The organism is Bifidobacterium choloepi, from assembly GCF_010667615.1.
GTDB classification, from domain to species: Bacteria; Actinomycetota; Actinomycetes; order Actinomycetales; family Bifidobacteriaceae; genus Bifidobacterium; species Bifidobacterium choloepi.
Genome location: NZ_VYSG01000001.1, coordinates 535,104 through 558,420, shown reverse-complemented (window position 1 = coordinate 558,420; position 23,317 = coordinate 535,104). Strand labels below are relative to the sequence as shown.

The following is a 23,317-nucleotide window of genomic DNA, read 5'->3' as shown; positions in this document are numbered from 1 at the left end:
AAAGCGGGGAAAGGAGAGGGGCTGCAGGCTACTTCAGCCGGATCGTCACGTCGAGGACGAGCGGGTTGAAGCTGTCGAGCTGGTACTGGCGGTGGACCGGGGCGCCCCACGAATCGTCGCCGCCGACGCCCATCTGGCCGGCCAGCAGCCGCAGGAACGTGTGACGCACCGGCGGCAGCTCGTCCGCGTGCGTCGCGTTCTCGATCGCCAGCGACGAATAGGGCAGCAGGCTCGCCGCGAACGGCTCGCCGGCGGCAGTCACGCGCATGCCGTGGCCGTCGGCGTCGAACGCCTCGATCCAGCGCACGTCCTCGTGATTGCCGGTTTCCTGCGGCACCAGGTACGGCGCGAAGTCGTCGGCCGCCGTCGACTCGAAGATGCCGAGCTTGCCGCCGGCCTTGCGATCGCGGTAGGTTTCCGCCGGTCCGCGACCGTACCAGCGCAGCCGGTCGACCGACGCCGGCAGCGCCCACTCGAGACCGAACGCCGGAATCGTCGCCGCGTCGACATCGCCCGGATACGTCGCCGTCAGCCGCAGCGTGCCGTCGGCCGTGGCCCGGTAGCGCACCGTGACGAGCGGACGCTGCGGACACGCCAGCTCGAACGTGTATTCGGCGACGATGCCCGTGCCGGCACCGCGCCGCACGGTGCCGTCGCTGTCCGCCGGCAGCGGCGCCGGCGTGGCTTCGCCGCCGTCGAGTGTCCAGAACTCCGACTTGACGCAGCGGGCGTAGCGGCCGGCGCCGAACCACTGGGCACGCTCGAAGCCCGACCCGTTGCCGCGGTCGTTGTCGGTCAGCGGACGGAACGTCAGCAGCTGCGGCGGTGCGACGACGAGGTCGGGACGGCGCGGGTCGCGCCGGCGCAGCGAGACGATGCCCGGCTTCGCGCGCGACAGCAGCACGTCGACATCGGTGCCGTCGGCGGTGTCGCCCGCCTGCAGGCCGAGATTCCAGCGGCCGTCGACGACGGTCGCGGAAGCCGCCGGCGCGGTGTCTGTCTTCTGCTTGTCTGTCTTCTGCCTGTCCGTCGGCTGTCCTTCCGGCGTGCGAATTGTCATCTGCCCGAAGCCGAGTTCCTCCATGCCCGGCACCCACTCGGTTTCGACGGCGTTGAGCAACGCCACCTCGAACGTCCATTCCGCGTGCACGTCGTCGATGGCCGGGAAGTCGATGTCGTGGCGTTCGGTGGCGCCGGCCGGCACGTCGAGGCGATAGTCGCCCGACCAGACCGGTTCGCCGTCGCGCAGCAGCCGCGCGCGGAACACGTAGGCGTCGCCGGTCGAGACGAACAGGTTGCGGTTCTCGACCGTCACGCCGTGCTCGTCCGGCATCAGCCGGACCGGGCAGTACAGCTGGCGCACTTCCTGCGCCTTCGGCGACAGCGTGCGGTCGGCGAACACGATGCCGTCGCCGGCGAACTCGCCGTCGTTCGGCCGGTCGTCGAAGTCGCCGCCGTACGCCAGCCGCGTCTCCAGTCGCGCCGACGGACGGCCGGCCGACCGGTGCTGCGTTCCGGAAACAGTCAGGTCGCCGTCGCCGGCTGCCGGAATCTCCTGCTCGAGCGCCTGGTCGATGAAGTCCCAGATGAAGCCGCCCTGATAGCGCGGGTAGAGGTCCTCGAGCGCCGTGTACAGCGACATGCCGCCGACCGAGTTGCCCATCGCGTGCATGTATTCGCAGGAGACGTACGGCTTCGCGGCCGCGTCGCCAGTCAGCGTGCCGCCGAAACCGTCGGCGCCCTGCGTCAGGTAGTCGACGATGTCGTCGGGCTTCGCGTACATGCGGCTCTCGATGTCGGACACGTCGCCGAACTCGCGGGCGTGGAAGACGCCCTCGTAGTGGACGAGCCGGTGCGGGTCGAGCGTGCGCGCGGCGGTCGCCATCGAGCGGAACACGTCGCCGCCGAACGACTCGTTGCCGAGCGACCAGACCAGCACGCTCGGATGGTCGTAGTCGCGGCGCACCATCGAGACGGTCCGGTCCACGCAGGCGGCCCGCCATTCGTCGCGGCTACCGGGGATCGCCGTCGCCGGCGTCTCGACGTCCGCCGGTCCGGCCCACGTGCCGTGCGTCTCGAGATTCGTCTCGTCGACGACGTAGATGCCGGCCTCGTCGCACAGCTCGTACCAGCGCGACTGGTTGGGGTAGTGGGAGGTGCGCACGGCGTTGATGTTGAGCCGCTTCATCGTCGCGATGTCGCGGCGCATGTCGTCGTCGGTGACGGCGCGGCCGGTGCGGCAGTCGAATTCGTGACGATTGACGCCGCGGAACACGATCCGCTTGCCGTTGAGTTTCATGACATGGTCGTCGGCATCGAGTTCGAACCGGCGGAAGCCGAGCCGCTGCGTCGCCGTCTCGACAATCCCGACAGGTTCGGCCGTCGCGGCTGCTTCGGCGGTTCCGTCCGTTGCGGTGGCGTCGCCGTCACGTTCCAGCGTCACCGTCAGCCGGTACAGCGTCGGCTGCTCGGCGCTCCACGGCGCGACGTCGTCGATGGTCGCCTCGACATGCGCGGTCGCGCGGCGACCGTCGGCACCATCGGCGGACACAAAATCGACCGTGAACGATTCTTCCCACGCGGTGTCGCCCGCGGCGTCGGCCAGGACGGCGTGCACGGTGCAGGGGGCCGGCGCGGCGAGGGAGCCGTCGGTGCCGACGGCGGCCTCGACGACGACGTCGCCGGCCAGCGTGCCGGTGCCGGTGGATGGATCGTAGTCGGCGACGAACGGCATGTCGACGACATGGAAGGCGGGACGGGCGTCGAGGTGGACGCTGCGGAACAGACCGTGCAGCCGCCAGTAGTCCTGGTCCTCGAGCCAGCTCGCCGAGCCGTACTGGTAGCAGGCGACGGCCAGCACGTTGCCGGACGGGCGCACGACGGCCGAGACGTCGAACTCGCTCGGCGTGAACGAATCCTCGCCATAGCCGACGAACACGCCGTTGAGCCAGACATAGATGGCCGTCTGCGCGCCGTCGAACGTCAGCGTGACCGGACGGCCGTCGCCGATCGCCGCAGCGACCGCCTCGCCGGCGTCGAACGACTTGCGGTACAGCGCCACGAAGCCGTCGGCCGGAACGTCGGGAGCCTGTGGTGCCTCGTGGCCGTCCCACGGGTACTGGATGTTGACGTACTGCGGCCGCGCGAAGCCCTGCGTCTCGAGGTTGCCGGGCACGTCGATAAGCGAGAATGCCGATTCGTCGAGGTCGGGCCGGGCGAAGTCCGGGCGCTCCGGATCGAACCGGTCGGCGCGGTCCATCAGGACGAGCCAGTCGTCGCCGTCGAGCGACTGCCTCAGGCCGGACGGCGCGGCGAGATCGTCCGGCGTGCCGGCGAACACCGCATGGGAGGTGTGGGCGTCGAGCCGGTTGACGGCGAAGACGCCGGGATCCGTCAGCCATGCCTTGCGGGGGAGGTCCTCGTGCATGGCGGAAGCCATGGGGAGCAGGAGATTCGCAGATGCCGGCGAAGCCTCGGTGAACGTCGTTGTAGTCAGGGCCATCGTGCCGCTTCCTTTCTGTTGAACACTTCTTCGTGTCATCATAGTGAACGAAATTAGTAAATATATTTAGTAAATGATGATAGTCGCGATAGGGGTAGACGGCAAGCGGCGTTCGTTGGCAATCTGCCCGGTTTGGGCATTCAATCCGCTTCGGCAGCGGTGACAACGCCGGGAAAGTGGCTTTAATGGCGGCTTGACAGGGCGGACGAATCGTTCGATTGTTGACGGAAAAATTGCGCCGAGAAGAAACGGGTGGCAATGACGACACGCCTGAATTTTACTAAAACTAGTAAATAATTTTACAAAAATAGAAAAATGATTTATTGTTAGTCGTGGCGGTCAGCGATGACCGCCACCGATAACGACATCGGCACCATAACCGAGCCCACCGCGCGGCAGTCCCGTGACGGGACGATCCACCTGGTTCTTCTAAGGAGAAGATCGATCATGCAGGAAGCCTCTCAGCAGACCGGCGGCGCCGTCGCCGCCGGATCGACCGGTAACGGCACCGGCAAGAAAGTCAACTACGGACGCCGCGTCGCCTACGCGTTCGGCAATCTCGGCCAGGCGGCGCTCTACAACGCGCTGTCCACCTACTTCGTCGTCTACGTGACGAGCGCGATGTTCGCCGGCGTCGACCAGGCGCTCGCGACGAAGATGATCGGCATCATCACCGGCCTGATCGTCGTCATCCGCATCGCCGAGATCTTCATCGACCCGCTGCTCGGCAACCTTGTCGACAACACGACGACGAGGCTCGGCCGCTTCCGTCCGTGGCAGCTCATCGGCGGCATTTCGTCGGCCGTCCTGCTGATGATCGTCTACACTGGCCTGTTCGGCCTCGTCAACGTCTCCGAAGGCTGGTTCATCGTCCTGTTCGTCGTCGCGTTCATCGTCCTCGACGTCTTCTACTCGCTGCGCGACATCTCCTACTGGGGCATGATTCCGGCACTGTCCGAGGACTCCCACGAGCGCTCCGTCTACACGTCGCTCGGATCGTTCACCGGCTCGATCGGCTACAATGGCATCACCGTCGTCGTCGTGCCGCTCGTCTCCTTCTTCACCTACAAGTTCACCGGCCAGTGGACCGAAGGTCAGTCCGGCTGGAGCGCGTTCGGCGTCATCGTCGGCATCTTCGGCATCCTGACGGCGCTGTCCGTCGCGTTCGGCACGAAGGAAAGCGACAGCGCGCTGCGCCAGAAGGCCCAGAAGAACGGCAACCCCATCCAGGCGTTCGCCGCCATCGCCAAGAACGACCAGCTGCTGTGGGTGGCGCTGTCCTACCTGCTGTACGCGATCGCCAACGTCGCCACCACCGGCGTGCTGTTCTACCTGTTCAAGTTCGTGCTCGGCATGCCCGACGCCTTCTCGATCGCCGGCGTCGTGCCGATCGTCATCGGCCTCATTGCCGCGCCGGCCTACCCGGTCCTCAACCGCGTCATTCCGCGCAAGTTCCTGTACGTCGCCGGCTGCGTGTTCATGATCGGCGGCTACCTGCTGTTCATCTTCGGCTCGAAGAGCCTGCCGGTCATCGTCGTCGCGCTGGTCCTGTTCTACATCCCCGGCACGCTGATCCAGATGACGGCGATCCTGTGCCTGACCGACTCGATCGAGTACGGGCAGCTCAAGACCGGCCGGCGCAACGAGGCCGTCACGCTCTCCGTGCGCCCGATGCTGGACAAGATCGCCGGCGCGTTCTCGAACGGCATCGTCGGCTTCATCGCCGTCGCCGCCGGCATGACCGGCACCGCGACCGCCGCCGACATGACCGCGTCCAACATCCACACGTTCTCGATCTTCGCCTACTACATTCCGCTCGCGCTGATCGTGCTGTCCCTGATCGTCTTCCTGACGAAGGTCAGGATCGACGAGAAGGAACACGCGAGGATTGTCCGGGAACTCGAAAAGGAACTCGCCGACGGCGAACTTGTCGAGGAGGCCGTCCCCGACGAGGGCGCCGACCTCACCGAGGCGCCGGTTCTGGCGGAAAATCCGGGTATTGGGGGTGCCGGCCGGGCGGCATAGGCAGGGGAGACTTCGCACTTTCCGGAAGGGCATTTGGAAAGTGCGAGGATCCCGGCCTCGCCCGACTGATCTCCCGAAGGGAGGAGATGACGGAATCCCGCCATCTTCTCCCTTTTTCTCGTTTTCTCCGGAAAGAAAAACCTCGCACTTCCCAAATGACCGGTCGAAAAGTGCGATGTCGCACCCATGCATGGACAACCGGCCCCTGTCGTCCGTGCCGGGGAGAACGGATACTGCCGAACTTGGAAAGCGTCGGCCTTGCGCCTCTGTTGTCCGTGCGGGGGAGAGCCTGTCGGACGCCGACAAGTATCTTTGCCGCGACTGACTTGCGCCCCTGCTGCCCGTGCGGGGGAGAGCGGCCGGATTCCGGGCGACACGCGGAGCGGAATATGTCGAATTTGCAAAAGTGGTTCACCGGTGTATCATCTTCTTCAGGTACAACAGTGTACCAACCGGAAATACAACGATCTGTATTGCCGGATGTCATTTCGCCGTCTTCGAAGTTGAGGACGCCGATGGCAATGTTCACGGTTCGAAAGAAGTAGAGCAATGAGAGCACGCAAATTCACTCCGGTCCTCGCTTCGCTGGCAGCCCTGGCCACCGTCATGAGCCTAACGGCATGCGGCAGCGGCAGCAGCAGTTCGAGCGGCGCGCAGGGCGACGCCGACAACGCCGAGATCACGTTCTGGGGCTGGGATTCCGGTGGCAGCATGAGCAAGCTGATCGCGGCGTTCGAGAAGGCCAACCCCGGCATCACCGTCAAGTTCAGCTCCACCGGCAACGCCGAGAACACGCAGACGGCACTGGCCAACGCGGTCGCCGCCGGCAAGGGCGCCCCGGACGTCGTCATGCTGGAGGACGCCACCGTCATGCAGTTCGCCGTTACCGGCGACCTCGTGGACCTGAAGCAGTACGGCGCCGCCGACGAGGCCGACAAGTTCGTCTCCGGCCCGTGGAACATGCTCCAGTACAACGGCGACCCGTACGGCATGCCGATCGACTCCGGCCCGGAAGTGCTCTTCTACAACAAGGCCGTCTTCGACAAGGCCGGCGTCAACGCCGACGACATCAAGACGTGGGATGACTACTACGAGGCTGCGAAGAAGATCCGCGCCACCGGTTCCTACATCACGAACAACTCCGGAAGCTCGATGGACTACCAGCCGTTCACGGCCCAGGCCGCGCAGGCCGGCGCCAAGCCGTGGACCGTCGACGGCGACAACATCACGATCGACATGAACGACGAGGGCATGCAGAAGTACACGGCGTTCTGGCAGAAGCTCATCGACGAGGACCTCGTCGACACCTCGATCGCCAACTGGTCGGACGACTGGAACCGCGCCCTCAACGACGGCACGATCGCGTCGCTGACGATCGGTGCCTGGATGCCGGTCAACCTGATGAGCGGCGCCCCGGACCAGTCCGGCAACTGGCGCGTCATGCAGCTGCCGCAGTGGACCGAAGGCGAGGACTACACGGCCGAGGACGGCGGATCGTCGCTGGCCATCTCCTCCCAGTCGACGAACCAGGCCGCGGCCTATAAGTTCATCGAGTACATGACGCTCGGCGATGGCGCCGTCACGATGTCCGAAACCGGTACGTTCCCGGCCCTGAAGTCCATTCTCAACTCCGACTCCTTCGTCGACCCCGACTCCGACGCCAACAAGACGACCAACGAGTACTTCGGCGGCCAGAACGTCAACAAGATCCTCGCCGAGGCCGCCCAGCGCCCGGTCAACACGTTCCAGTACCTGCCGTACAACTCGTTCGCCCAGACCGAGTACGGCGACGACATCTCGCCCGCCTACACCGGCAAGGAAACGCTCGCCGACGCGTTCAAGACCTACGGCGAGAAGCTCGCCGAACACGGCACGCAGGAGGGCTACACCGTCACGAACAAGGACTGAGGCGCCACCCGACGCGCCATTGTCACGCAACCGACCGCCGGTTCCGGTCACGGTCACGACCAAGGTCAAGGACCAGGGACCCGTGACCCGGGCTCCGGGAACCGAAACCGGAAACCGGTGCCGGCGGTCGGCATCCATACCCAAGTAGCCATGCATCATTAGGAAAGGCAAGAATCATGAGCGCTACGACTGCCCAGGCGGCGAACATGCAGGCGCAGGGAGAGCCCCGCGTGAATCGCAGGCGCCGCGACTGGCGCGGATGGAAGTTCATGTGGCCATTCGCCGCGGTCTTCCTGTTCGTCACCGTCATCCCGATCTTCTACGCGATCTACATTTCGTTCTTCCAGAACCGCATGATCGGCGGCACCGTCTTCGTCGGCTTCGCCAACTACGTGCGGCTGTTCAAGGATCCGCTGTTCTGGAGCGCCGTGGGCCGCGTAGCGCTCTTCACCGTCGTCCAGGTGCCGATCATGCTGTTCCTCGCCGCGCTGATGGCGCTGGCGCTGGACTCGATGAAGCTGTACGGCACGAAGTTCTTCCGCATCTCGTCGTTCATGCCGTACGCGGTGCCCGCCGTCGTCTCGACGATGATCTGGGCGTTCATGTACAGCGCGAAGTACGGCCTCGTCGGCTCCCTCAACGACTGGTTCGGCACGCACCTCAACGTACTGTCGCCCAGCGTCCTGCTCGCCGCGATCGGCAACATCAACACGTGGGAATTCACCGGCTACAACATGCTGATCTTCTACAGCTCGCTGTCCACCATCCCGCACTCCCTCTACGAGGCCGCCGCCATCGACGGCGCCAGCGAATGGCAGATCGTGCGCCGCATCAAGCTGCCGGAGCTCAAGGGCTCCCTCGCGATCACCGTCATCTTCTCGATCATCGGATCGTTCCAGCTGTTCAACGAACCGAGCATCATGCAGAACATGGTGCCGGGCAACGCGATCAGCAGTTCCTACACCCCGAACATGTACGCGTACACGCTGAGCTTCTCCGGCGGCCAGACCAACTACGCCGCCGCCCTGGCCATCGTCATGGCCATCATCACGATGGCGATCGCCTATCTCGTCCAGCTCAAGAGCATGAAGGAGCAGATGAATTGAGCACCGCAACCCTCCAGGAAACTGCCGCTCCCGCCGTCCACAGCCGCCGCGACGCGCGCCGCAAGGAAAAGGAACTCGAGCGCCGCCGCCTGCGCGACGAGAAGGCCGAGCGCCGCCGCGCCCGCCAGGCCGGCTTCGCGAACGTCGCCAACCCCCGCCGCTCGAAGATGCTGACGATCGTCTGCGCCATCTTCGCGATCTACTGCCTGTTCCCGTTCCTCTACCTGCTCATCAACGCCACGAAGACGCAGGCCGATTTCACGTCGACGTTCGGCCTCGGCTTCGGCAAGACGTTCGCGCTGTGGGACAACATCAAGACGGTGTTCACCTACCAGGACGGCATCTTTAGCCGCTGGTTCCTCAACACGATCCTCTACGTCGTCGTCGGCGCCGGCGGCGCCACGCTGCTCGCCGTCATGGGCGGCTACGCGCTCGCCAAGTTCCGCTTCCCGGGACGCAAGGCCGTCTTCGTCGTCATCATCGGCGCGATCTCGGTGCCCGGCATCGCGCTCGCCGTCCCGCAGTTCCTGCTGTTCGCGCAGATCGGCCTGACGAACTCGCCGTGGGCGATGATCATCCCGTCGCTCGTCAGCCCGTTCGGCCTCTACCTGATGTGGATCTTCTCGGAGCAGGCCGTGCCGACCGAATTGCTGGAGGCCGCCCGCGTGGACGGCGCCAGCGAGATGCGCACGTTCTTCACCGTCTCGTTGCCGCTGCTGGCGCCCGGCATCGTGACGACGGCGCTGTTCACGATCGTCGCGACGTGGAACAACTACTTCCTGCCGTTGATCATGATCAGGGACTCGAGCTGGTATCCGCTGACAATCGGCCTGAACCAGTGGAAGGACCAGGCGTCGAACGCCGGCGGCCAGGCCATCCAGAACCTCGTCATCACCGGCTCGCTGATCACGATCATCCCGCTCGTCATCGCGTTCCTGCTGCTGCAGAAGTACTGGCAGTCGGGTCTGGCGGCCGGCGCCGTCAAGGAATGAGAACGATTCGTCCCGCCGACGGATCACCATCGAACATGCCGCCCGTTCCGGCGGGCGGCCCGAATCCAACTCACGAGGAGCAACCAGCGTGAAGAATCGTGTACAGAACTGGCCCGAACTGCTCGGCGACCATGCCGGTGGCATCGCCTACGGCGGCGACTACAACCCCGACCAGTGGCCGGAAGACACCTGGGCCGACGACATCCGGCTCATGAAGGAAGCGGGCGTCAACGTCGTCGCGCTCGGCATCTTCAGCTGGGACCGCATCGAGCCGGCGAAAGGCGAATGGAACTTCGACTGGCTCGACCGCATCATCGGCATGCTCGGCGACGCCGGCATCTCCGTCGACCTCGCGTCGGCCACGGCCAGCGCGCCGCTGTGGCTGTACGAACGGTATCCGGAAGTGCTGCCGGTCGACAAGTACGGCCACGTCGTCCACTCCGGCAGCCGCCAGTCGTGGAGCGCCTCGAGCCCGGTGTACCTCGAGCACGCGCTCGACCTGTGCCGCAGGCTCGCCGAACGCTACGGCGACCATCCGGCCGTCACCGCCTGGCACGTCGGCAACGAATACGGCTGGAACAACCACTTCGACTACTCCGACAACGCCCTCAAGGACTTCCGGAAGTGGTGCGAGCGGCGCTACGGCACCGTCGACCGGCTCAACGACGCCTGGTGCTCGGCGTTCTGGTCGCAGGAAATGCGTTCGTTCGACGAGGTCCAGCTGCCCCGCCACATGGGCGCCGACGCGATGGTCAACCCGGCCCAGCAGCTCGACTTCGAACGGTTCAGCAACGACAACATGCTCGCCTTCTTCCGCAGGGAGCGCGATGTCATCAAGTCGGTCTGCCCGGACAAGCCGGTCACCACCAACTTCATGGTCTCCACCGACCAGTGCTGCATGGACTACGCCACGTGGGCGCCGGACGTCGACTTCGTCTCGAACGATCACTACTTCCACGAGGGCGCGCTGCACCTCGACGAGCTGCTGTGCTCGGACGCGCTGGTGGAATCGCTGGCCGGCGACCGCCCCTGGTACCTGATGGAGCATTCGACGTCGTCGGTGCAGTGGAAGCCGGTCAACGCCCGCAAGCGCCACGGCGAACTCATGCGCGACGCGATGGCCCACGTCGCGATGGGCGCCGATGCCGTCAACTTCTTCCAGTGGCGCCAGTCGCGCGGCGGCGCCGAGGCATTCCACTCGGCGATGCTGCCGCACGCCGGAGAACACACGGCCATCTTCCGCCAGACATGCGAGACCGGCGCGGCGCTCGACGCGCTGTCGAAGGCCGGACTGGCCGGCACGACCGTCGTGCCGTCGCGCATCGCCGTCGTCTTCGACGCACAGTCCCAGTGGAGCACCGCCATCCCGACGCTGCCGACGACGAAGCTCGACCACTGGCACGACGTGCGCGACTGGTACCGCACGTTCCTCGACGCCGGAGTGCGCGCCGATGTCGTGCCGCTCGCCTCCGACTGGAGCGGCTACGACCTCGTCGTGCTGCCGACGGTGCTGATGCTGTCAGACGACGACGTCGCCCGGCTCGAACGGTACGTGGCGCAGGGCGGACGAATCGTCGTCAACTACGCCACCGGCCTGGTGGACGAATCGTTCAGGGTCGGCCTCGGCGGCTATCCGGGCGCTGGCGACGGCACGCTGCGCACGATGCTCGGCGTCGGCGGCGAGGAATTCAACATCGTCGGCGGCATCGACGGCGAACCCGACGCCGTCGAGGTCGCCGGGTTCGGTTCGTCGACGCTGTGGCAGACCGTCGTCCGCGACGTCGCCGACGACGTGCGGATCGTCGCCGCCTACACCGGCGACGGCGCGCGATCCTGGGAACTCGACGGCGTGCCGGCCATTGCCGAACACGACTACGGCAGCGGAGCTGCATGGTACGTCGGCTGCGACCTCGCCGTCGACGAGCTGGCCAGGCTCGCCGAAACGACATTGCTGCCGGCGATCGGCATGACCGGCGGCGCCGGCGACGTGACCGTCGTCGAGCGCACCGACGGCGCGAACCTGTTCCGCTTCGCGTTCAACCGGCGCGGCGAGGACGTCGCGATGCTGCAACCCGACGGCGACGACGAGGAACTCCTGCTGTTCCGAGGTCGCCGGGAGGGGGATATAGTGACGCTGCAAGCCAATGGGCTGCTGATCACGAAGGAGCCGGCGACGCGGCGACGATGAACGTCCGCGGCCCGGCGGACCGACGACGGAACGAGGCGAGGCGATCATGGAAGAACACGGTTCCCGCAAGCGCGTGACCCTGCGCGACGTGGCCGCCCGGGCCGGCGTCTCGCTCAAGACGGCGTCGAACGTCGTCAACGGCAACGGCCGCATGACCGACGCCACCCGCGAGAAAGTGCAGCGGGTCATCGACGAGCTCGGCTACCAGGTCAATATCGCCGCCCGCAATCTCAACCGGCGCAAGACCGGCTTCATCACGCTCGCCGTGCCGACGCTGACGCCGCCGTACCTGGCCGAGCTGGCCAACCGCGTCATCGATGAGGCGCGCCGGCGCGGCTGCAGCGTCTACGTCACCACGTACGCCGAGGGCACGGCCAAGGGGCTGCAGGACCTGCTGCGCGACTTCAACTCGACCGTCTCCGACGGCATGATCCTGTCGCTGAGCGAGGTCGCCTCCGTTTCCACCGACGACCTCGACGTGCCCTATCCGCTCGTCTGCGTCGGCGGCCGCGACACCCGCGGCCGGGTGGACCATGTCACGCCCGACGACATCGCCGCCGGCGCGACGGCCGCCGGCTACCTCATTGACCGCGGCAGCACGCGGCTGTCCGTCATCGGCGCCCGTGCCGACTACGCCGACGGCTTCGACAGCCTCAAGGACGTCACCGAAGGAAACGCCGAACTGCGCCTGCGCGGCATCGTCGAGGAGCATGCGCGCCGCGGCATGGCGCTGTCGACGGACCTCGTCGGCTACACCGGCCAGGACTGGTCGATCGGTTCCGGCGTCGAGACGATGCGGCGCGTCATCGCCTCCGGCCACCCGTTCGACGGCGTGGTGGCATTGAACGACCAGCTGGCCATCGGCGCCAGCGTGACGCTCGCCGCGGCCGGCATTCCGGTGCCGGACGCCGTCCAGGTCATCGGATTCGACGACATCGAGGAAGCCGCCTACCTGCCGACGCCGCTGACGACGATGGCGTCGCGCCTCGACTGGATCGCCGCGACGGCCGTCGACCGCATTCTCGGCCGCATCGCCGGCACCGTCACCGAACCCGAACTCATCCGGACCGAATCGTACGTCATCGCCCGCGCCACCACCCGGTAACGCCACCGGGTCACGTACCCGGTAGCGCCGCCGTCGGTGCGGGACGGCAGCTTGCCCGTCGAATGCATCATGGACGGTCCCCGCATGGACGATTCGCGCATGGACGATTCGCGCATGGACGATTTGCGCGGGAACAGTCCCGCCCGACTGTCCCCGCCTGACTGTTCCCGTGCGGCACGCGATCCGGCGCCGGACGACACGAAATGGCCATCCTGTCGCAACAGATCCGGCGTCGCTGCCCGACTTCGGCCACAATGCGGGCGTCCGGCTGCCGACGGAACGGCGGACGGCGATAATCGGGCCCAAGCGGAGACGAAACACTCCGGAACGGGGTTGCCGGAAACGGCGACCGATCCGACAGCGCCTGCCGGATCGGTCCGCTCGTGACGGCGACGACGGAGGACGAAAGGGGTCCGGCCATGGGAATGATCACGAGAGTCGGCATTGTCGGCATGGGACACGTCGGCGCGCATGTCGCGAACAGCCTGCTGCTGCAGGGCGTCGCCGACGAGATCTATGTCACCGAGCAGTGCACAGGTGCCGACGATCACACGGCCAAGCTGCGGGCCGAAGTCCAGGACCTGCGCGACTCGCTCGCGTTCTGCCCGCACAATGTCGCGATTTTCGACTGCGGTGACGACTACGGCCGGCTTGCCGCCTGCGACGTCATCGTCAACGCCGCCGGCAACGTGACATTGTCGGCGACGGACCGCGACGGCGAACTGTTCTACACGACGGAAACGGCGAAGAAATTCATCCTGCCGCTCGCGGCCGCCGGCTTCGACGGCCGGTGGGTCAACGTGTCGAATCCGTGCGACGTCGTCGCGACCGAGATCTGGAAGCTGTCCGGCTGTGATCCGCGCCGCGTGCTCGGCACCGGCACGGCCCTGGACTCGAGCCGCTTCAAGAACGTGCTGTCGCAGACGACCGGCATCGACCAGCATTCGATTACCGCCTACATGCTCGGCGAGCATGGCGCCAGCATGTTCGCGGCGTGGAGCGCCGTCGCGTTCGGCGGCAAGCCGCTCGCGCAGCTGCGCGACGAGCAGCCCGACCGGTTCCGCTTCGACCGCAACGTCCTCGAGGAGGCGGCCCGCCGCGGCGGCTACGTCACGTATGCCGGCAAGCAGTGCACCGAATACGCCGTCGCCGACGCCGCCGTGCGGCTCGTGCGCGCGATCGTCTCGAACGAGCACGTCATCATGCCGTGCTCGACGCTGATGACCGGCGGCGAGACGACGTACGGCGAGGAGGGCTTCTTCACGTCGCTGCCGTGCGTCATCGGCGCCGACGGCGTCGAGGAGATCGTCCACCTCGACCTGACGGCATCCGAAGAGGAGCAATTCCACGCCAGCTGCGCCCATGTCAAGGCGAACGCGCGCCGCGTGGGCCTGGCATAGACGACCGGTCTCGCACTTTCGGAAAGGGCACTTGGAAAGTGCGAAAATTCCGAAGGAACCGACCACACCGTGAAAGGGGAGGAATGGCGGATTTCCGCCATTCCTCCCCTTTCACTTGTCATGATGCTCCCGCGGGATCTTCGCACTTTTCGAATGCCCTTCCCGAAAGTGCGAAGTGGAGTCCCTTACTTCAATACCGACGGCCGGCGTGTCGCCTCGACGACGTCGCCGAAACCGTTCGCGATCATCCAGTCGTCGTTGAAGATCTTCTCGAGATAGCCGCGGCCGGAATCCGGCGCGAGGACGACGACGGTGGCTTCCTTCGACAGTTCGTGCTCGCGGGCGTAGTCGATCGCCGCCGCGACCGCCATGCCCGACGAGCCGCCGACCAGCAGCCCCTCCTCGGTGGCGAGCCGGCGTGTCATCGTCAGCGCCTCGGCGTCGCCGACCGTCACGAGCTCGTCGGGAATCGACCGGTCGTAGGCGGTCGGGAAGAAGTTCTTGCCAACGCCCTCGATGACATACGGATGCGTGGAACCGTCAGGCGAGTTGAAGATCGAGCCGTCCGGGTCCGCGCCGACGACGGTCACGGCACCGTTCGAGACTTCCTTGAGATACCGTCCGGTGCCGGAGATCGTGCCGCCGGTGCCGATGCCGGCGACGAAGTGCGTCACCTTGCCGTCGGTGTCGCGCCAGATCTCCGGGCCGGTCGTCAGGTAGTGGCTTTCCGGACCGTTCGGGTTCGAGTACTGGTCGGGCTTGAACGCGCCGGGAATCTCGGCGGCAAGCCGGTCGGACACGGCGTACGACGACGTCGGATCCTCGGGCGGCGCGCTCGCCGAGGCCATCACGAGCTCGGCGCCGTAGGCGCGCAGCACGGCCCGCTTCGACTCGCTCACCTTCTCGTCGATGACGAAGACGGTCCGGTAGCCCTTCTGCTGGGCGATCATCGCCAGGCCGACACCGGTGTTGCCGCTCGTCGGCTCGACGATGACGCCGCCGGGCTTGAGCTTGCCTTCCCGTTCCGCCACGTCGATGATCCTCGCGGCGATGCGGTCCTTCGACGAACCGCCCGGATTGAAGTACTCGACCTTGACGGCGATCGTCGCGTCGACGCCGTCGGCGACATGGTTGAGCCTGACCAGCGGCGTGTTGCCAATCAGTTCGGATACGTTCTCGACAATGGCCATGCGATCCTCCTCGTGATCGTGAAAGGAAGAATAAATGGAACGATTCTTCCCACATCGTGTCACATCGGGTGAACACGACGACCCGCGGTTTCCTCCCCGGAGAAAGCCGCGGCTGATGCTACTTTCCCAGCGCGGCGAAGGCCTGCGCCAGATCCGCCTGCAGGTCCCGGACATCCTCGATGCCGACCGAGAGACGGACGAGATTTGACGGGACTTCCAGCGTGGTGCCGGAGACCGAGGCGTGCGTCATCGCGCCGGGGTGCTCGACGAGGCTTTCCACGCCGCCCAGCGACTCGGCGAGCGTGAACAGCTCCGTCGATTCGGCGAACTTCTTCGCGTTCGCGAACTTCTCGTCGTCGTTCGCGCCGCCAAACTGGATGGAAATCATCCCGCCGAACCCGCCGTCCATCTGCCGCGCGGCGACGTCGTGGCCGGGATGGGATTCGAGACCCGGATACCAGACACGCTCGAGCGGGGCCGACGGCTCGTCGGGATCCGCCAGCGTTTCCATCCAGCGGGCGAGTTCCAGCGCGTTCGACGAATGACGGCGGACGCGGAGTTCGAGGGTCTTCAAACCGCGGATGTCAAGCCAGGAATCGAACGGCGACGGCACGGCGCCGGCGGCGTTCTGCAGGAACGCGACGGGCTCGGCAATGGCGGGATCGTTCGTCAGCACGGCGCCGCCGATGACGTCCGAATGGCCGCCGATGTATTTCGTCGTCGAGTAGACGACGGCGTCCGCGCCGTCGGCGAGCGGATGCTGGAGAATCGGCGATGCGAACGTGTTGTCGACGACGACGTTCGTCCCGCGTTCGTGGGCGAGCGCGGAGACGGCGGCGATGTCGGTAATCCCCAGCAGCGGGTTCGACGGCGTCTCGACCCACAGGTACCGGTAGTCCTTCTCCCGCAGCGCATGGCCGACGGCGGCCGGATCGGTGATGTCGACGACGTCGAGCGTGACGCCCCACGGCACGAAGACCTTCGCGAGCAGGCGGTAGGTGCCGCCGTAGACGTCGTTGCCGATGAGGATGGCGTCGCCGGGACGCAGCGTGGAACGCAGCAGGACGTCGATGGCGGCCAGGCCGGACGAGAAGCTCGTGGCGAACTCGGCGCCCTCGACGGCGGCGAGCTGCCTGTCGAAACCGTTGCGGGTGGGGTTGACCGACCGCGAATAGTCGAATCCGTTGCGGGGACGTCCGACGCCGTCCTGCTTGAACGTCGACGTCATGTAGATCGGCGTGGAGACGGCGCCGGTGACGGGATCGGGTTCCTGGCCGGCATGGATGGCGCGGGTGGACCGGGAGGCGGATGAGAGATTGGTCATGATGAAGTCTTTCTGTTTTTCTGTTTTTCTGGTTCGCGGCTTCCTCCCCGGAGGGAGCCGGGCAATCCGGCAGGATGCTCGATGGGAACTGGCGGGGATGCCGGAAGGCGGAATTACGACAGGGCCGGAGCGCGGTCGGCGGCGAGGGCGGCATCGACGAGGCTTGGCTGGCTCGTCTCCGCGACGACGTCGGCGAAGCCGTGGTCGATCATCCAGCCGTCGTCGAAGATCTTGTCGAGATAGCCGCGTCCGGAATCCGGGGCGAGGACGACGACGGTGGCGGCTTGCGGCAGGTGGTGGTCGCGGGCGTAGCGGATGGCGGCGGCGACCGCCATGCCGGACGAGCCGCCGACAAGCAGCCCTTCCTCGGTGGCGAGGCGCCTGGTCATCGCGAACGCCTCGGCGTCGCCGACCTGCACGATGTCGTCGACGACGGACCGGTCGAACGCCGCCGGATAGAAGTCCTCGCCGACGCCTTCGGTCAGGTAACCGTGGACGTGCTCCGGATCGGAGTAGATCGATCCCTCGGGATCGGCGCCGACGACGGTCACGGCACCGTTCGAGACTTCCTTGAGATAGCGGCCGGTGCCGGAGATCGTGCCGCCGGTGCCGATGCCGGCGACGAAATGGGTGACTTCGCCGTCCGTGGCGTTCCAGACTTCCGGACCGGTCGTCGCGTAGTGGCTGGCCGGGCCATTCGGGTTCGAGTACTGGTTCGGCTTGAACGCGCCGGGGATCGTGGCGGCGAGACGGTCGGAGACGGCGTAATAGGAGCGGGGGTCGGACGGTTCGACGTCGGTCGGCGTCACGACGACCTCGGCGCCGTAGGCCCGCAGCACGGCCCGCTTCGACTCGCTCACCTTGTCCGGCACGACGAAGATCGTGCGGTAGCCCTTCTGCTGGGCGACGAGCGCGAGGCCGACGCCGGTGTTGCCGCTCGTCGGCTCGACGATGACGCCGCCGGGCCGTAGCCGGCCTTCGCGTTCGGCCGCGTCGATGATCCTCGCGGCGATGCGGTCCTTCGACGAGCCTCCCGGATTGAGATACTCGACCTTGACGGCGATCGTCGCCTCGACGCCGTCGGCGACATGGTCGAGCCGGACGAGGGGAGTGTTGCCGATGAGTTGCGTGACGGTATTGGCAATGGTCATGATTCGTTCCTGATTTCATGCGATTCGCGCGCCCGACCGGCCGGAAACGCCGGCCGCGGGCGCTGGATGTTCGATTGGACGGGATATGTGACGAAGATGTCGCCCGAAGCCCGCGTACGACGGGAAAATCGATCGGAACCGCTGAAATCCGGAACCATGACGATGTCGACGATAAGACGTCGCAAACGTGAACAGATGACCCGTTCATGGACGAGTCGTCACGGCCGGGAAAGCCGGAATGGCAGATCTCAAGTCATGCGTCGGTGACCGCGCGCGTCAGGCGTTCGGTTAGCGACAACAACATGAGCGATTGATCATGGCCGCCACCGTAGCACGACGGGGGCCCGGCATGCGCCGTCCGTGTCTCGTATCGTGGACACCGGTTGTCGGCGAACGGGCCCGCGACGCCGGTCGGGGACGGTGGCCATGGCGTCCGATCGGCGCTGCGGTAGACTTGAATCCTCACGTTCGCCAACGAATCGGGGGAGAAGGATTGCGCAATACGGAGGCGCTCGCGGCGCTGCAGAAGTACTTCGGGTACGAATCGTTCAGGACGGGACAGGCCGACGTCATCGACGGAGTGATGGACGGACGCGACGTCCTCGCCGTCATGCCGACCGGCGCCGGCAAGTCGATCTGCTATCAGGTGCCGGCCGTGCTGCTGCACGGCGTGACGATCGTCATTTCGCCGCTGATCTCGCTGATGAAGGACCAGGTCGACTCGGCGAACGACAACGGCATTCCGGCCGCCTTCGTCAACACCACGCAGGCGCCCGACGAGCAGGCGATGGTCTTCGCGCAGGCCGAGGCCGGCGACGTCAAGCTGCTCTACGTCGCGCCGGAACGACTCGAAACGCCAAGGTTCCGCCAGTTCGTGGCCGCCGCCGACATCGCGCTCGTCGCCGTCGACGAGGCGCACTGCGTCTCGCAATGGGGCCAGGACTTCCGCTCGAGCTACCTGGGGATCGGCGACTTCCTGCGTTCGCTGCCGGACCGTCCGCCGGTCGCCGCGCTGACGGCGACGGCGACGGAAAAGGTGCGCGCCGACATCGTCGGCCTGCTGGGCCTCGACGATCTGTCCGTCACCGTCACCGGCTTCGACCGGCCGAATCTCTACTTCGACGTGCAACGACTCGCCCGCAAGGACAAGACCGACTGGATTGTCGACTACGTCGCGTCCCACCCGGACGAATCGGGCATCGTCTACTGCGCGACGAGGAAGGAAGTCGAACAGCTCGCCGACGACCTCAGCGCGCTCGTGCCGGCCAGGCTCGGCAGGTGTCCCGACGACGACCATCCGGTGGCGTTGGGATACCACGGCGGCATGGCCGCCGACACGCGCGAGCATGCGCAGCGCATGTTCGTCAACGACGACGTGCCGGTCATCGTCGCGACGAACGCGTTCGGCATGGGCATCGACAAGTCGAACGTGCGGTTCGTCATCCATAACAACATGCCCGAAAGCGTCGAGGCGTACTACCAGGAAGCCGGCCGCGCCGGCCGCGACGGCGAGCCGAGCCGCTGCACGCTGCTGTGGAACGACGGCGACATCAACACGCGCCGCCGCCTGATGGACATGGACCACGACAACGAGCGGCTGTCGGCCGAGGAACAGGACATCGTCCACGTCGCCAAGCGCCACCTGCTCGACGGCATCGTCGGCTACTGCCGCACGACCGAATGCCTGCACCGCTACATGACGCGCTACTTCGGCGAGACGGTGTCGCCGGCGCTCGCGGGAAACGGCGCCGATCCCGCCGGGGAAGCGACCGGCGACGGCAAGGCGACCGGCGCCAACGGCGGCCCGCGATGCGCCGGCGGCTGCGTCAACTGCGACAGCGAGTTCGAGACCGAGGACATCTCGGCGATCGCCCGCGCCATCAGCATGTGCGTGCACGACGTCCACCAGAACGTCGGCACCGGCAAGATCGTCAACATCGTGCGCGGCTCGAAGTCCGCCGACATCCTCGCGATGGGCGCCGAACGGATGATGTCGTACGGCAAGCTCGCCGCCGTCCCGCAGGACAAGGTGCGCGACGTCGTCAACCAGATGGTCGCCGACGGCTTCCTGAGGATCGCCGACGGCAAGTACTCGGTCGTCCTGTTCGGCCCGCGCGCCGCCGAGACCGTCGACCCGTCGTTCCACTACGAGATGAAGAAGATCGTGCGGCCGTCGCGCCGCCCGGCCGGCGGTGTCTACGGCTCGCGTGGCCGCGGCGACGGATTCGGCGCGCCGTCCGGCGGCACGAACCGGCGGGTTGTCGACTTCGGCGTCGATCCGGCCGACAACGAACTGTTCGAGAAGCTGCGCGCGCTGCGCCTCGAGATCGCCCGCGAGATCGGCAAGCCGCCGTACATCGTCTTCTCCGACCGCTCGCTGCACGACATGGCCGCCCGCAAGCCGACGACCGACGACGAATTCCTCGAGGTCGGCGGCGTCGGCGAAAGCAAGCTCAGGAAGTACGGCGAACGCTTCATGGCCGTCATCCGCGACAACTGAAAAACGCCCTGGAAGGGAGCCGGGTGGGATGGAGCGACATGCGCCAAGAAGAGCGGTGTAGCATGGGGCGGAAGAATCGTACAGAACCTGCCGAAAGGAACGGAAGATGACGGACAGCAAGCCGGTGGTCGAAAGCTTCCAGCTCGACCACACGAAGGTGAAGGCGCCGTACGTGAGGTATATCGACACGCAGACCGGACCGAACGGCGACGTCATTTCCAACTATGACCTGAGGCTCGTGCAGCCGAACGAGAACGCCATCCCGACCGGCGGCCTGCACACGATCGAGCACACGATCGCCGTGCTGTTGCGCGAGCGCATTCCCGGCTACATCGACTGCTCGCCGTTCGGCTGCCGCACCGGCTTCCACCTGCTGACGTGGGGCGAGCACTCGACCGAGGACGTCGCGAAGGCGCTCAAGGAGTCGCTCGAGTTCATCGCGAACGAGGCGACGTGGGACGACGTGCCGGCGACGACGATCGAGAGCTGCGGCAACTACCGCGACCACAGCCTGTTCACGGCGAAGCAGTGGGCCCGCGACATCCTCGCCCAGGGCATCAGCTCCGATCCGTTCGAACGCAAGGTCGTCTGAGCGGTGACGTCGACAGACACGACAGCCCCGACCATGCCGAAGACGACGGCGCCGGAAACGTCGGCTCCGTCGCCGCAGGCCACCGCACGTCCGGAACGACGCTTCCGGCGCGCGACGATGGCCGACTATCCGGCGATGGCGGCGATCTACGAGCATGCGCGGCGCATCATGCGCGAGAACGGCAACCCGACGCAGTGGGGGCACGAGTTCCCGCGCGAGTCGGTCGTGCTCGACGACATCGCGAACGGCCGCACGATGCTGCTCGTCGACCGGCCGGAAGGCGAACAGGCCGGCATGGACTGCGACGATCCGTCCGCCGAAACCGATTCCGAAACCGACGGCGAGACGCTGCCGTTCGGCATGCTGGCGACCGGCGAGCGGATCCTCGCGCAGTTCGCGCTGTGCCCCGGCATCGACCCGACCTACGTGTCAATCGAGGGCAGCTGGCTCGACGACGATCCGTACGTCACGATCCACCGCATCGCCGCGTCCGGCCTCGGCCCACACGCCGCGCGCGACTGCCTCGAGTGGGCGCTCGCGCACTACGGCAACGTGCGCGCGGACACGCATCCGAACAACAAGGCCATGCAGCACGTCCTCGAAACCGGCGGCTTCGCGCGCTGCGGCCTGATCCAGCTCATCGACCGGCCGAAGGACACCACGCGCATCGCGTACCACCGTCACGAATGGTGACTGTCGAAGCGGCCCCGGAAGGCAGCTGCCGGCAAAGCCGGCCGAGGGCCGGCTGGTGCCGACAAGCCGCCAGCCCGCGCCTTTGTTACGAACGGGGGCATGGCGACAGTCATCACGGTGAGCAAGAATGGGAGCCATGACTCTGAGCGCAGCTCCGCAATGGAGCTTTTCATCCGACCAAGGCAACGCCAACTACCGGGACGCCCGCCGCCGCTATCCGGCGCAGGCCGTCATCGACATGCGCGCGCTGCGGGACAACATGCGCCGGCTCGTCGCGATGGCGAACCAGCCGGCGGCCGGCCAGGGGAAGGCCGGACGGCAGGCGAACGGCCACCGCACCGAAGTGATGGGCGTCGTCAAGGCCGACGCCTACGGCCACGGCCTCGTGCCGACGGCGCTCGCCGCGCTCGCCGGCGGGGCGACATGGCTCGGCACGGCGCAGGCCCGCGAGGCGCTGCTGCTGCGCCATGCCGGCATCGGCGTCGACCGCGCCCGCATCCTGACGTGGGTCAACAATCCGCTCGAGGTCGCCTACGACGAGCTCATCGCCAACGACATCGACATCTCCGTCGGCACCGCCACGGCGATGGAGAAGGTCGCCGCCGCGGCGAAGGCCGTCGGCAAGCCGGCCCGTGTCCACGTCAAGGTCGACACCGGCTTCGGCCGCAACGGCTTCACGCCGGCACAGGCCGAGGAGGCGTTCGCGCGCCTCGGGGATCTCGCCGACGAGGGCCTGCTCGACGTCGTCGGCCAGTGGAGCCACCTCGCCGTCGCCGACGCTCCCGACATCCCCGAGTTCGTCGAGGAAACCGACCACCAGATCGCATTGTTCGAACGATTCACGCGACAGATGACGAACGCCGGAATCCCGCCGAAAATCCGCCATCTGGCCAACACGGCCGCGACGCTGAGCCGGCCGGCCATCCACTACGATCTCGTGCGTCCCGGCGTCGGCCTGTACGGCTACGAGGCCGATCCCGCGATGGGCACGCCCGCCGACTTCAAGCTCGTGCCGGCGATGACGCTGCAGGCGCAGCTGAGCTCCGTCAAGGACATGCTGCCGGGCATGGGGCTGTCGTATGGCCGCGTCTACCTGACCGAGGAGCTGACGTCGACGGCGATCGTGCCGGTCGGATACGCCGACGGCATCCACCGCTCCGCGTCCGGATTCGACCTGTCGGGCTCGCGGCACACGTCGAAGCCCGGCGGTCCGGTGCGCGTGATGACGAACGACGGTCCGAAGCTGTTCCGCGTCTCCGGCCGCGTGTGCATGGACCAGTTCATCATCGACCTGCACGGCTCCGCCGCCGAGCTCGGCGTCGGCGTCGGCGACACCGTCGTGCTGTTCGGTCCCGGCCGCGGCGAGGCGTACGCCGAGCCGACCGCCGACGACTGGGCACGCGCCGCGGACACGATCAGCTACGAGATCTTCACCTGCCTGCGCAATCGCGTCCCGCGCCTCTACCTCAACGCCCCCGAAGTCCTCTCCGAATCCGATCTCGCCCTGCTCGATCCGGCCTCGATCCTGTAGGAGGCCTCCGGTGTTTGCCTGTCGAGGTCCCGTGACCGGATCACGGGACCTCGACAGGCATCAAACCGTGAACGCGAGAAGCCCTGGCGTGCTAGGTTGGTGTCACAAGA

Annotated in this window: 15 protein-coding genes; 11 read left to right on the top strand and 4 right to left on the bottom strand. The window is 66.6% G+C overall.

Annotation, left to right across the window (positions count from 1 at the left end; all coding sequences use genetic code 11):
• Nucleotides 1-28 precede the first annotated feature (28 nt).
• On the bottom strand, nucleotides 29-3,439 hold the full coding sequence (locus F6S87_RS02250; protein ID WP_163227551.1) for a glycoside hydrolase family 2 TIM barrel-domain containing protein: 3,411 nt from the start codon (nucleotides 3,437-3,439) through the stop codon (nucleotides 29-31).
• Between the two features lie 510 nt (nucleotides 3,440-3,949).
• Between F6S87_RS02250 and F6S87_RS02245 the strand changes: the two genes are divergently transcribed.
• The 7 genes from F6S87_RS02245 to F6S87_RS02215 all read left to right on the top strand — a co-directional run bounded on the left by F6S87_RS02245 (nucleotide 3,950) and on the right by F6S87_RS02215 (nucleotide 14,226).
• Nucleotides 3,950-5,527 (top strand): glycoside-pentoside-hexuronide (GPH):cation symporter, encoded by a 1,578-nt coding sequence (locus tag F6S87_RS02245; protein ID WP_163227020.1) that lies wholly within the window; start codon nucleotides 3,950-3,952, stop codon nucleotides 5,525-5,527.
• 549 nt (nucleotides 5,528-6,076) lie between these two features.
• Complete coding sequence (locus F6S87_RS02240; RefSeq protein WP_163227019.1) at nucleotides 6,077-7,435, top strand: ABC transporter substrate-binding protein; 1,359 nt, start codon at nucleotides 6,077-6,079, stop codon at nucleotides 7,433-7,435.
• 176 nt (nucleotides 7,436-7,611) lie between these two features.
• Nucleotides 7,612-8,541 (top strand): carbohydrate ABC transporter permease, encoded by a 930-nt coding sequence (locus tag F6S87_RS02235; protein ID WP_163227018.1) that lies wholly within the window; start codon nucleotides 7,612-7,614, stop codon nucleotides 8,539-8,541.
• On the top strand, nucleotides 8,538-9,533 hold the full coding sequence (locus F6S87_RS02230; RefSeq protein WP_163227017.1) for a carbohydrate ABC transporter permease: 996 nt from the start codon (nucleotides 8,538-8,540) through the stop codon (nucleotides 9,531-9,533). The genes F6S87_RS02235 and F6S87_RS02230 overlap by 4 nt, the downstream gene beginning before the upstream one ends.
• Nucleotides 9,534-9,621: 88 nt before the next feature.
• Nucleotides 9,622-11,721 (top strand): beta-galactosidase, encoded by a 2,100-nt coding sequence (locus F6S87_RS02225; protein ID WP_163227016.1) that lies wholly within the window; start codon nucleotides 9,622-9,624, stop codon nucleotides 11,719-11,721.
• A gap of 46 nt (nucleotides 11,722-11,767) precedes the next feature.
• The gene (locus F6S87_RS02220) at nucleotides 11,768-12,826 is read left to right on the top strand and encodes a LacI family DNA-binding transcriptional regulator (RefSeq protein WP_163227015.1); all 1,059 of its coding nucleotides are present in this window, start codon (nucleotides 11,768-11,770) and stop codon (nucleotides 12,824-12,826) included.
• A 419-nt stretch (nucleotides 12,827-13,245) separates the two neighbouring features.
• A complete protein-coding gene (locus F6S87_RS02215; RefSeq protein ID WP_163227014.1) occupies nucleotides 13,246-14,226 on the top strand; it encodes a lactate/malate family dehydrogenase in 981 nt (326 codons plus the stop codon).
• 185 nt (nucleotides 14,227-14,411) lie between these two features.
• On the opposite strand, the gene F6S87_RS02210 is transcribed toward F6S87_RS02215, so the two are convergent.
• From F6S87_RS02210 to F6S87_RS02200, 3 genes are all read right to left on the bottom strand, one after another.
• On the bottom strand, nucleotides 14,412-15,416 hold the full coding sequence (locus F6S87_RS02210) for a pyridoxal-phosphate dependent enzyme (protein WP_163227013.1): 1,005 nt from the start codon (nucleotides 15,414-15,416) through the stop codon (nucleotides 14,412-14,414).
• 118 nt (nucleotides 15,417-15,534) lie between these two features.
• Nucleotides 15,535-16,740 carry a cystathionine gamma-synthase gene (locus F6S87_RS02205; RefSeq protein ID WP_163227012.1) on the bottom strand — a complete coding sequence of 402 codons (1,206 nt, stop codon included), beginning with the start codon at nucleotides 16,738-16,740 and terminating at the stop codon, nucleotides 15,535-15,537.
• Nucleotides 16,741-16,853: 113 nt separating this feature from the next.
• Nucleotides 16,854-17,891, bottom strand: a complete 1,038-nt coding sequence (locus F6S87_RS02200; protein WP_163227011.1) for a pyridoxal-phosphate dependent enzyme — start codon at nucleotides 17,889-17,891, stop codon at nucleotides 16,854-16,856.
• A gap of 493 nt (nucleotides 17,892-18,384) precedes the next feature.
• Between F6S87_RS02200 and F6S87_RS02195 the strand changes: the two genes are divergently transcribed.
• The 4 genes from F6S87_RS02195 (at nucleotide 18,385) to alr (ending at nucleotide 23,207) form a co-directional block, all read left to right on the top strand.
• Complete coding sequence (locus F6S87_RS02195; protein ID WP_231129307.1) at nucleotides 18,385-20,391, top strand: RecQ family ATP-dependent DNA helicase; 2,007 nt, start codon at nucleotides 18,385-18,387, stop codon at nucleotides 20,389-20,391.
• Between the two features lie 106 nt (nucleotides 20,392-20,497).
• The gene (locus tag F6S87_RS02190; RefSeq protein ID WP_163227010.1) at nucleotides 20,498-20,983 is read left to right on the top strand and encodes an S-ribosylhomocysteine lyase; all 486 of its coding nucleotides are present in this window, start codon (nucleotides 20,498-20,500) and stop codon (nucleotides 20,981-20,983) included.
• A gap of 117 nt (nucleotides 20,984-21,100) precedes the next feature.
• Nucleotides 21,101-21,676 carry a GNAT family N-acetyltransferase gene (locus tag F6S87_RS02185; protein ID WP_163227549.1) on the top strand — a complete coding sequence of 192 codons (576 nt, stop codon included), beginning with the start codon at nucleotides 21,101-21,103 and terminating at the stop codon, nucleotides 21,674-21,676.
• A 127-nt stretch (nucleotides 21,677-21,803) separates the two neighbouring features.
• A complete protein-coding gene (gene alr, locus F6S87_RS02180; RefSeq protein ID WP_407925099.1) occupies nucleotides 21,804-23,207 on the top strand; it encodes an alanine racemase in 1,404 nt (467 codons plus the stop codon).
• The last annotated feature ends 110 nt before the right edge of the window (nucleotides 23,208-23,317 follow it).

What these genes read in the sequence shown, in the direction of transcription:
- F6S87_RS02250 (WP_163227551.1), bottom strand. Translation starts at nt 3,439, where the DNA reads ATGGCTTCCGCCATGCACGAGGACCTCCCCCGCAAGGCATGGCTGACG.
- F6S87_RS02245 (WP_163227020.1), top strand. Translation starts at nt 3,950, where the DNA reads ATGCAGGAAGCCTCTCAGCAGACCGGCGGCGCCGTCGCCGCCGGATCG.
- F6S87_RS02240 (WP_163227019.1), top strand. Translation starts at nt 6,077, where the DNA reads ATGAGAGCACGCAAATTCACTCCGGTCCTCGCTTCGCTGGCAGCCCTG.
- F6S87_RS02235 (WP_163227018.1), top strand. Translation starts at nt 7,612, where the DNA reads ATGAGCGCTACGACTGCCCAGGCGGCGAACATGCAGGCGCAGGGAGAG.
- F6S87_RS02220 (WP_163227015.1), top strand. Translation starts at nt 11,768, where the DNA reads ATGGAAGAACACGGTTCCCGCAAGCGCGTGACCCTGCGCGACGTGGCC.
- F6S87_RS02215 (WP_163227014.1), top strand. Translation starts at nt 13,246, where the DNA reads ATGGGAATGATCACGAGAGTCGGCATTGTCGGCATGGGACACGTCGGC.
- F6S87_RS02210 (WP_163227013.1), bottom strand. Translation starts at nt 15,416, where the DNA reads ATGGCCATTGTCGAGAACGTATCCGAACTGATTGGCAACACGCCGCTG.
- F6S87_RS02205 (WP_163227012.1), bottom strand. Translation starts at nt 16,740, where the DNA reads ATGACCAATCTCTCATCCGCCTCCCGGTCCACCCGCGCCATCCATGCC.
- F6S87_RS02200 (WP_163227011.1), bottom strand. Translation starts at nt 17,891, where the DNA reads ATGACCATTGCCAATACCGTCACGCAACTCATCGGCAACACTCCCCTC.
- F6S87_RS02190 (WP_163227010.1), top strand. Translation starts at nt 20,498, where the DNA reads ATGACGGACAGCAAGCCGGTGGTCGAAAGCTTCCAGCTCGACCACACG.
- F6S87_RS02185 (WP_163227549.1), top strand. Translation starts at nt 21,101, where the DNA reads ATGGCCGACTATCCGGCGATGGCGGCGATCTACGAGCATGCGCGGCGC.
- alr (WP_407925099.1), top strand. Translation starts at nt 21,804, where the DNA reads ATGGGAGCCATGACTCTGAGCGCAGCTCCGCAATGGAGCTTTTCATCC.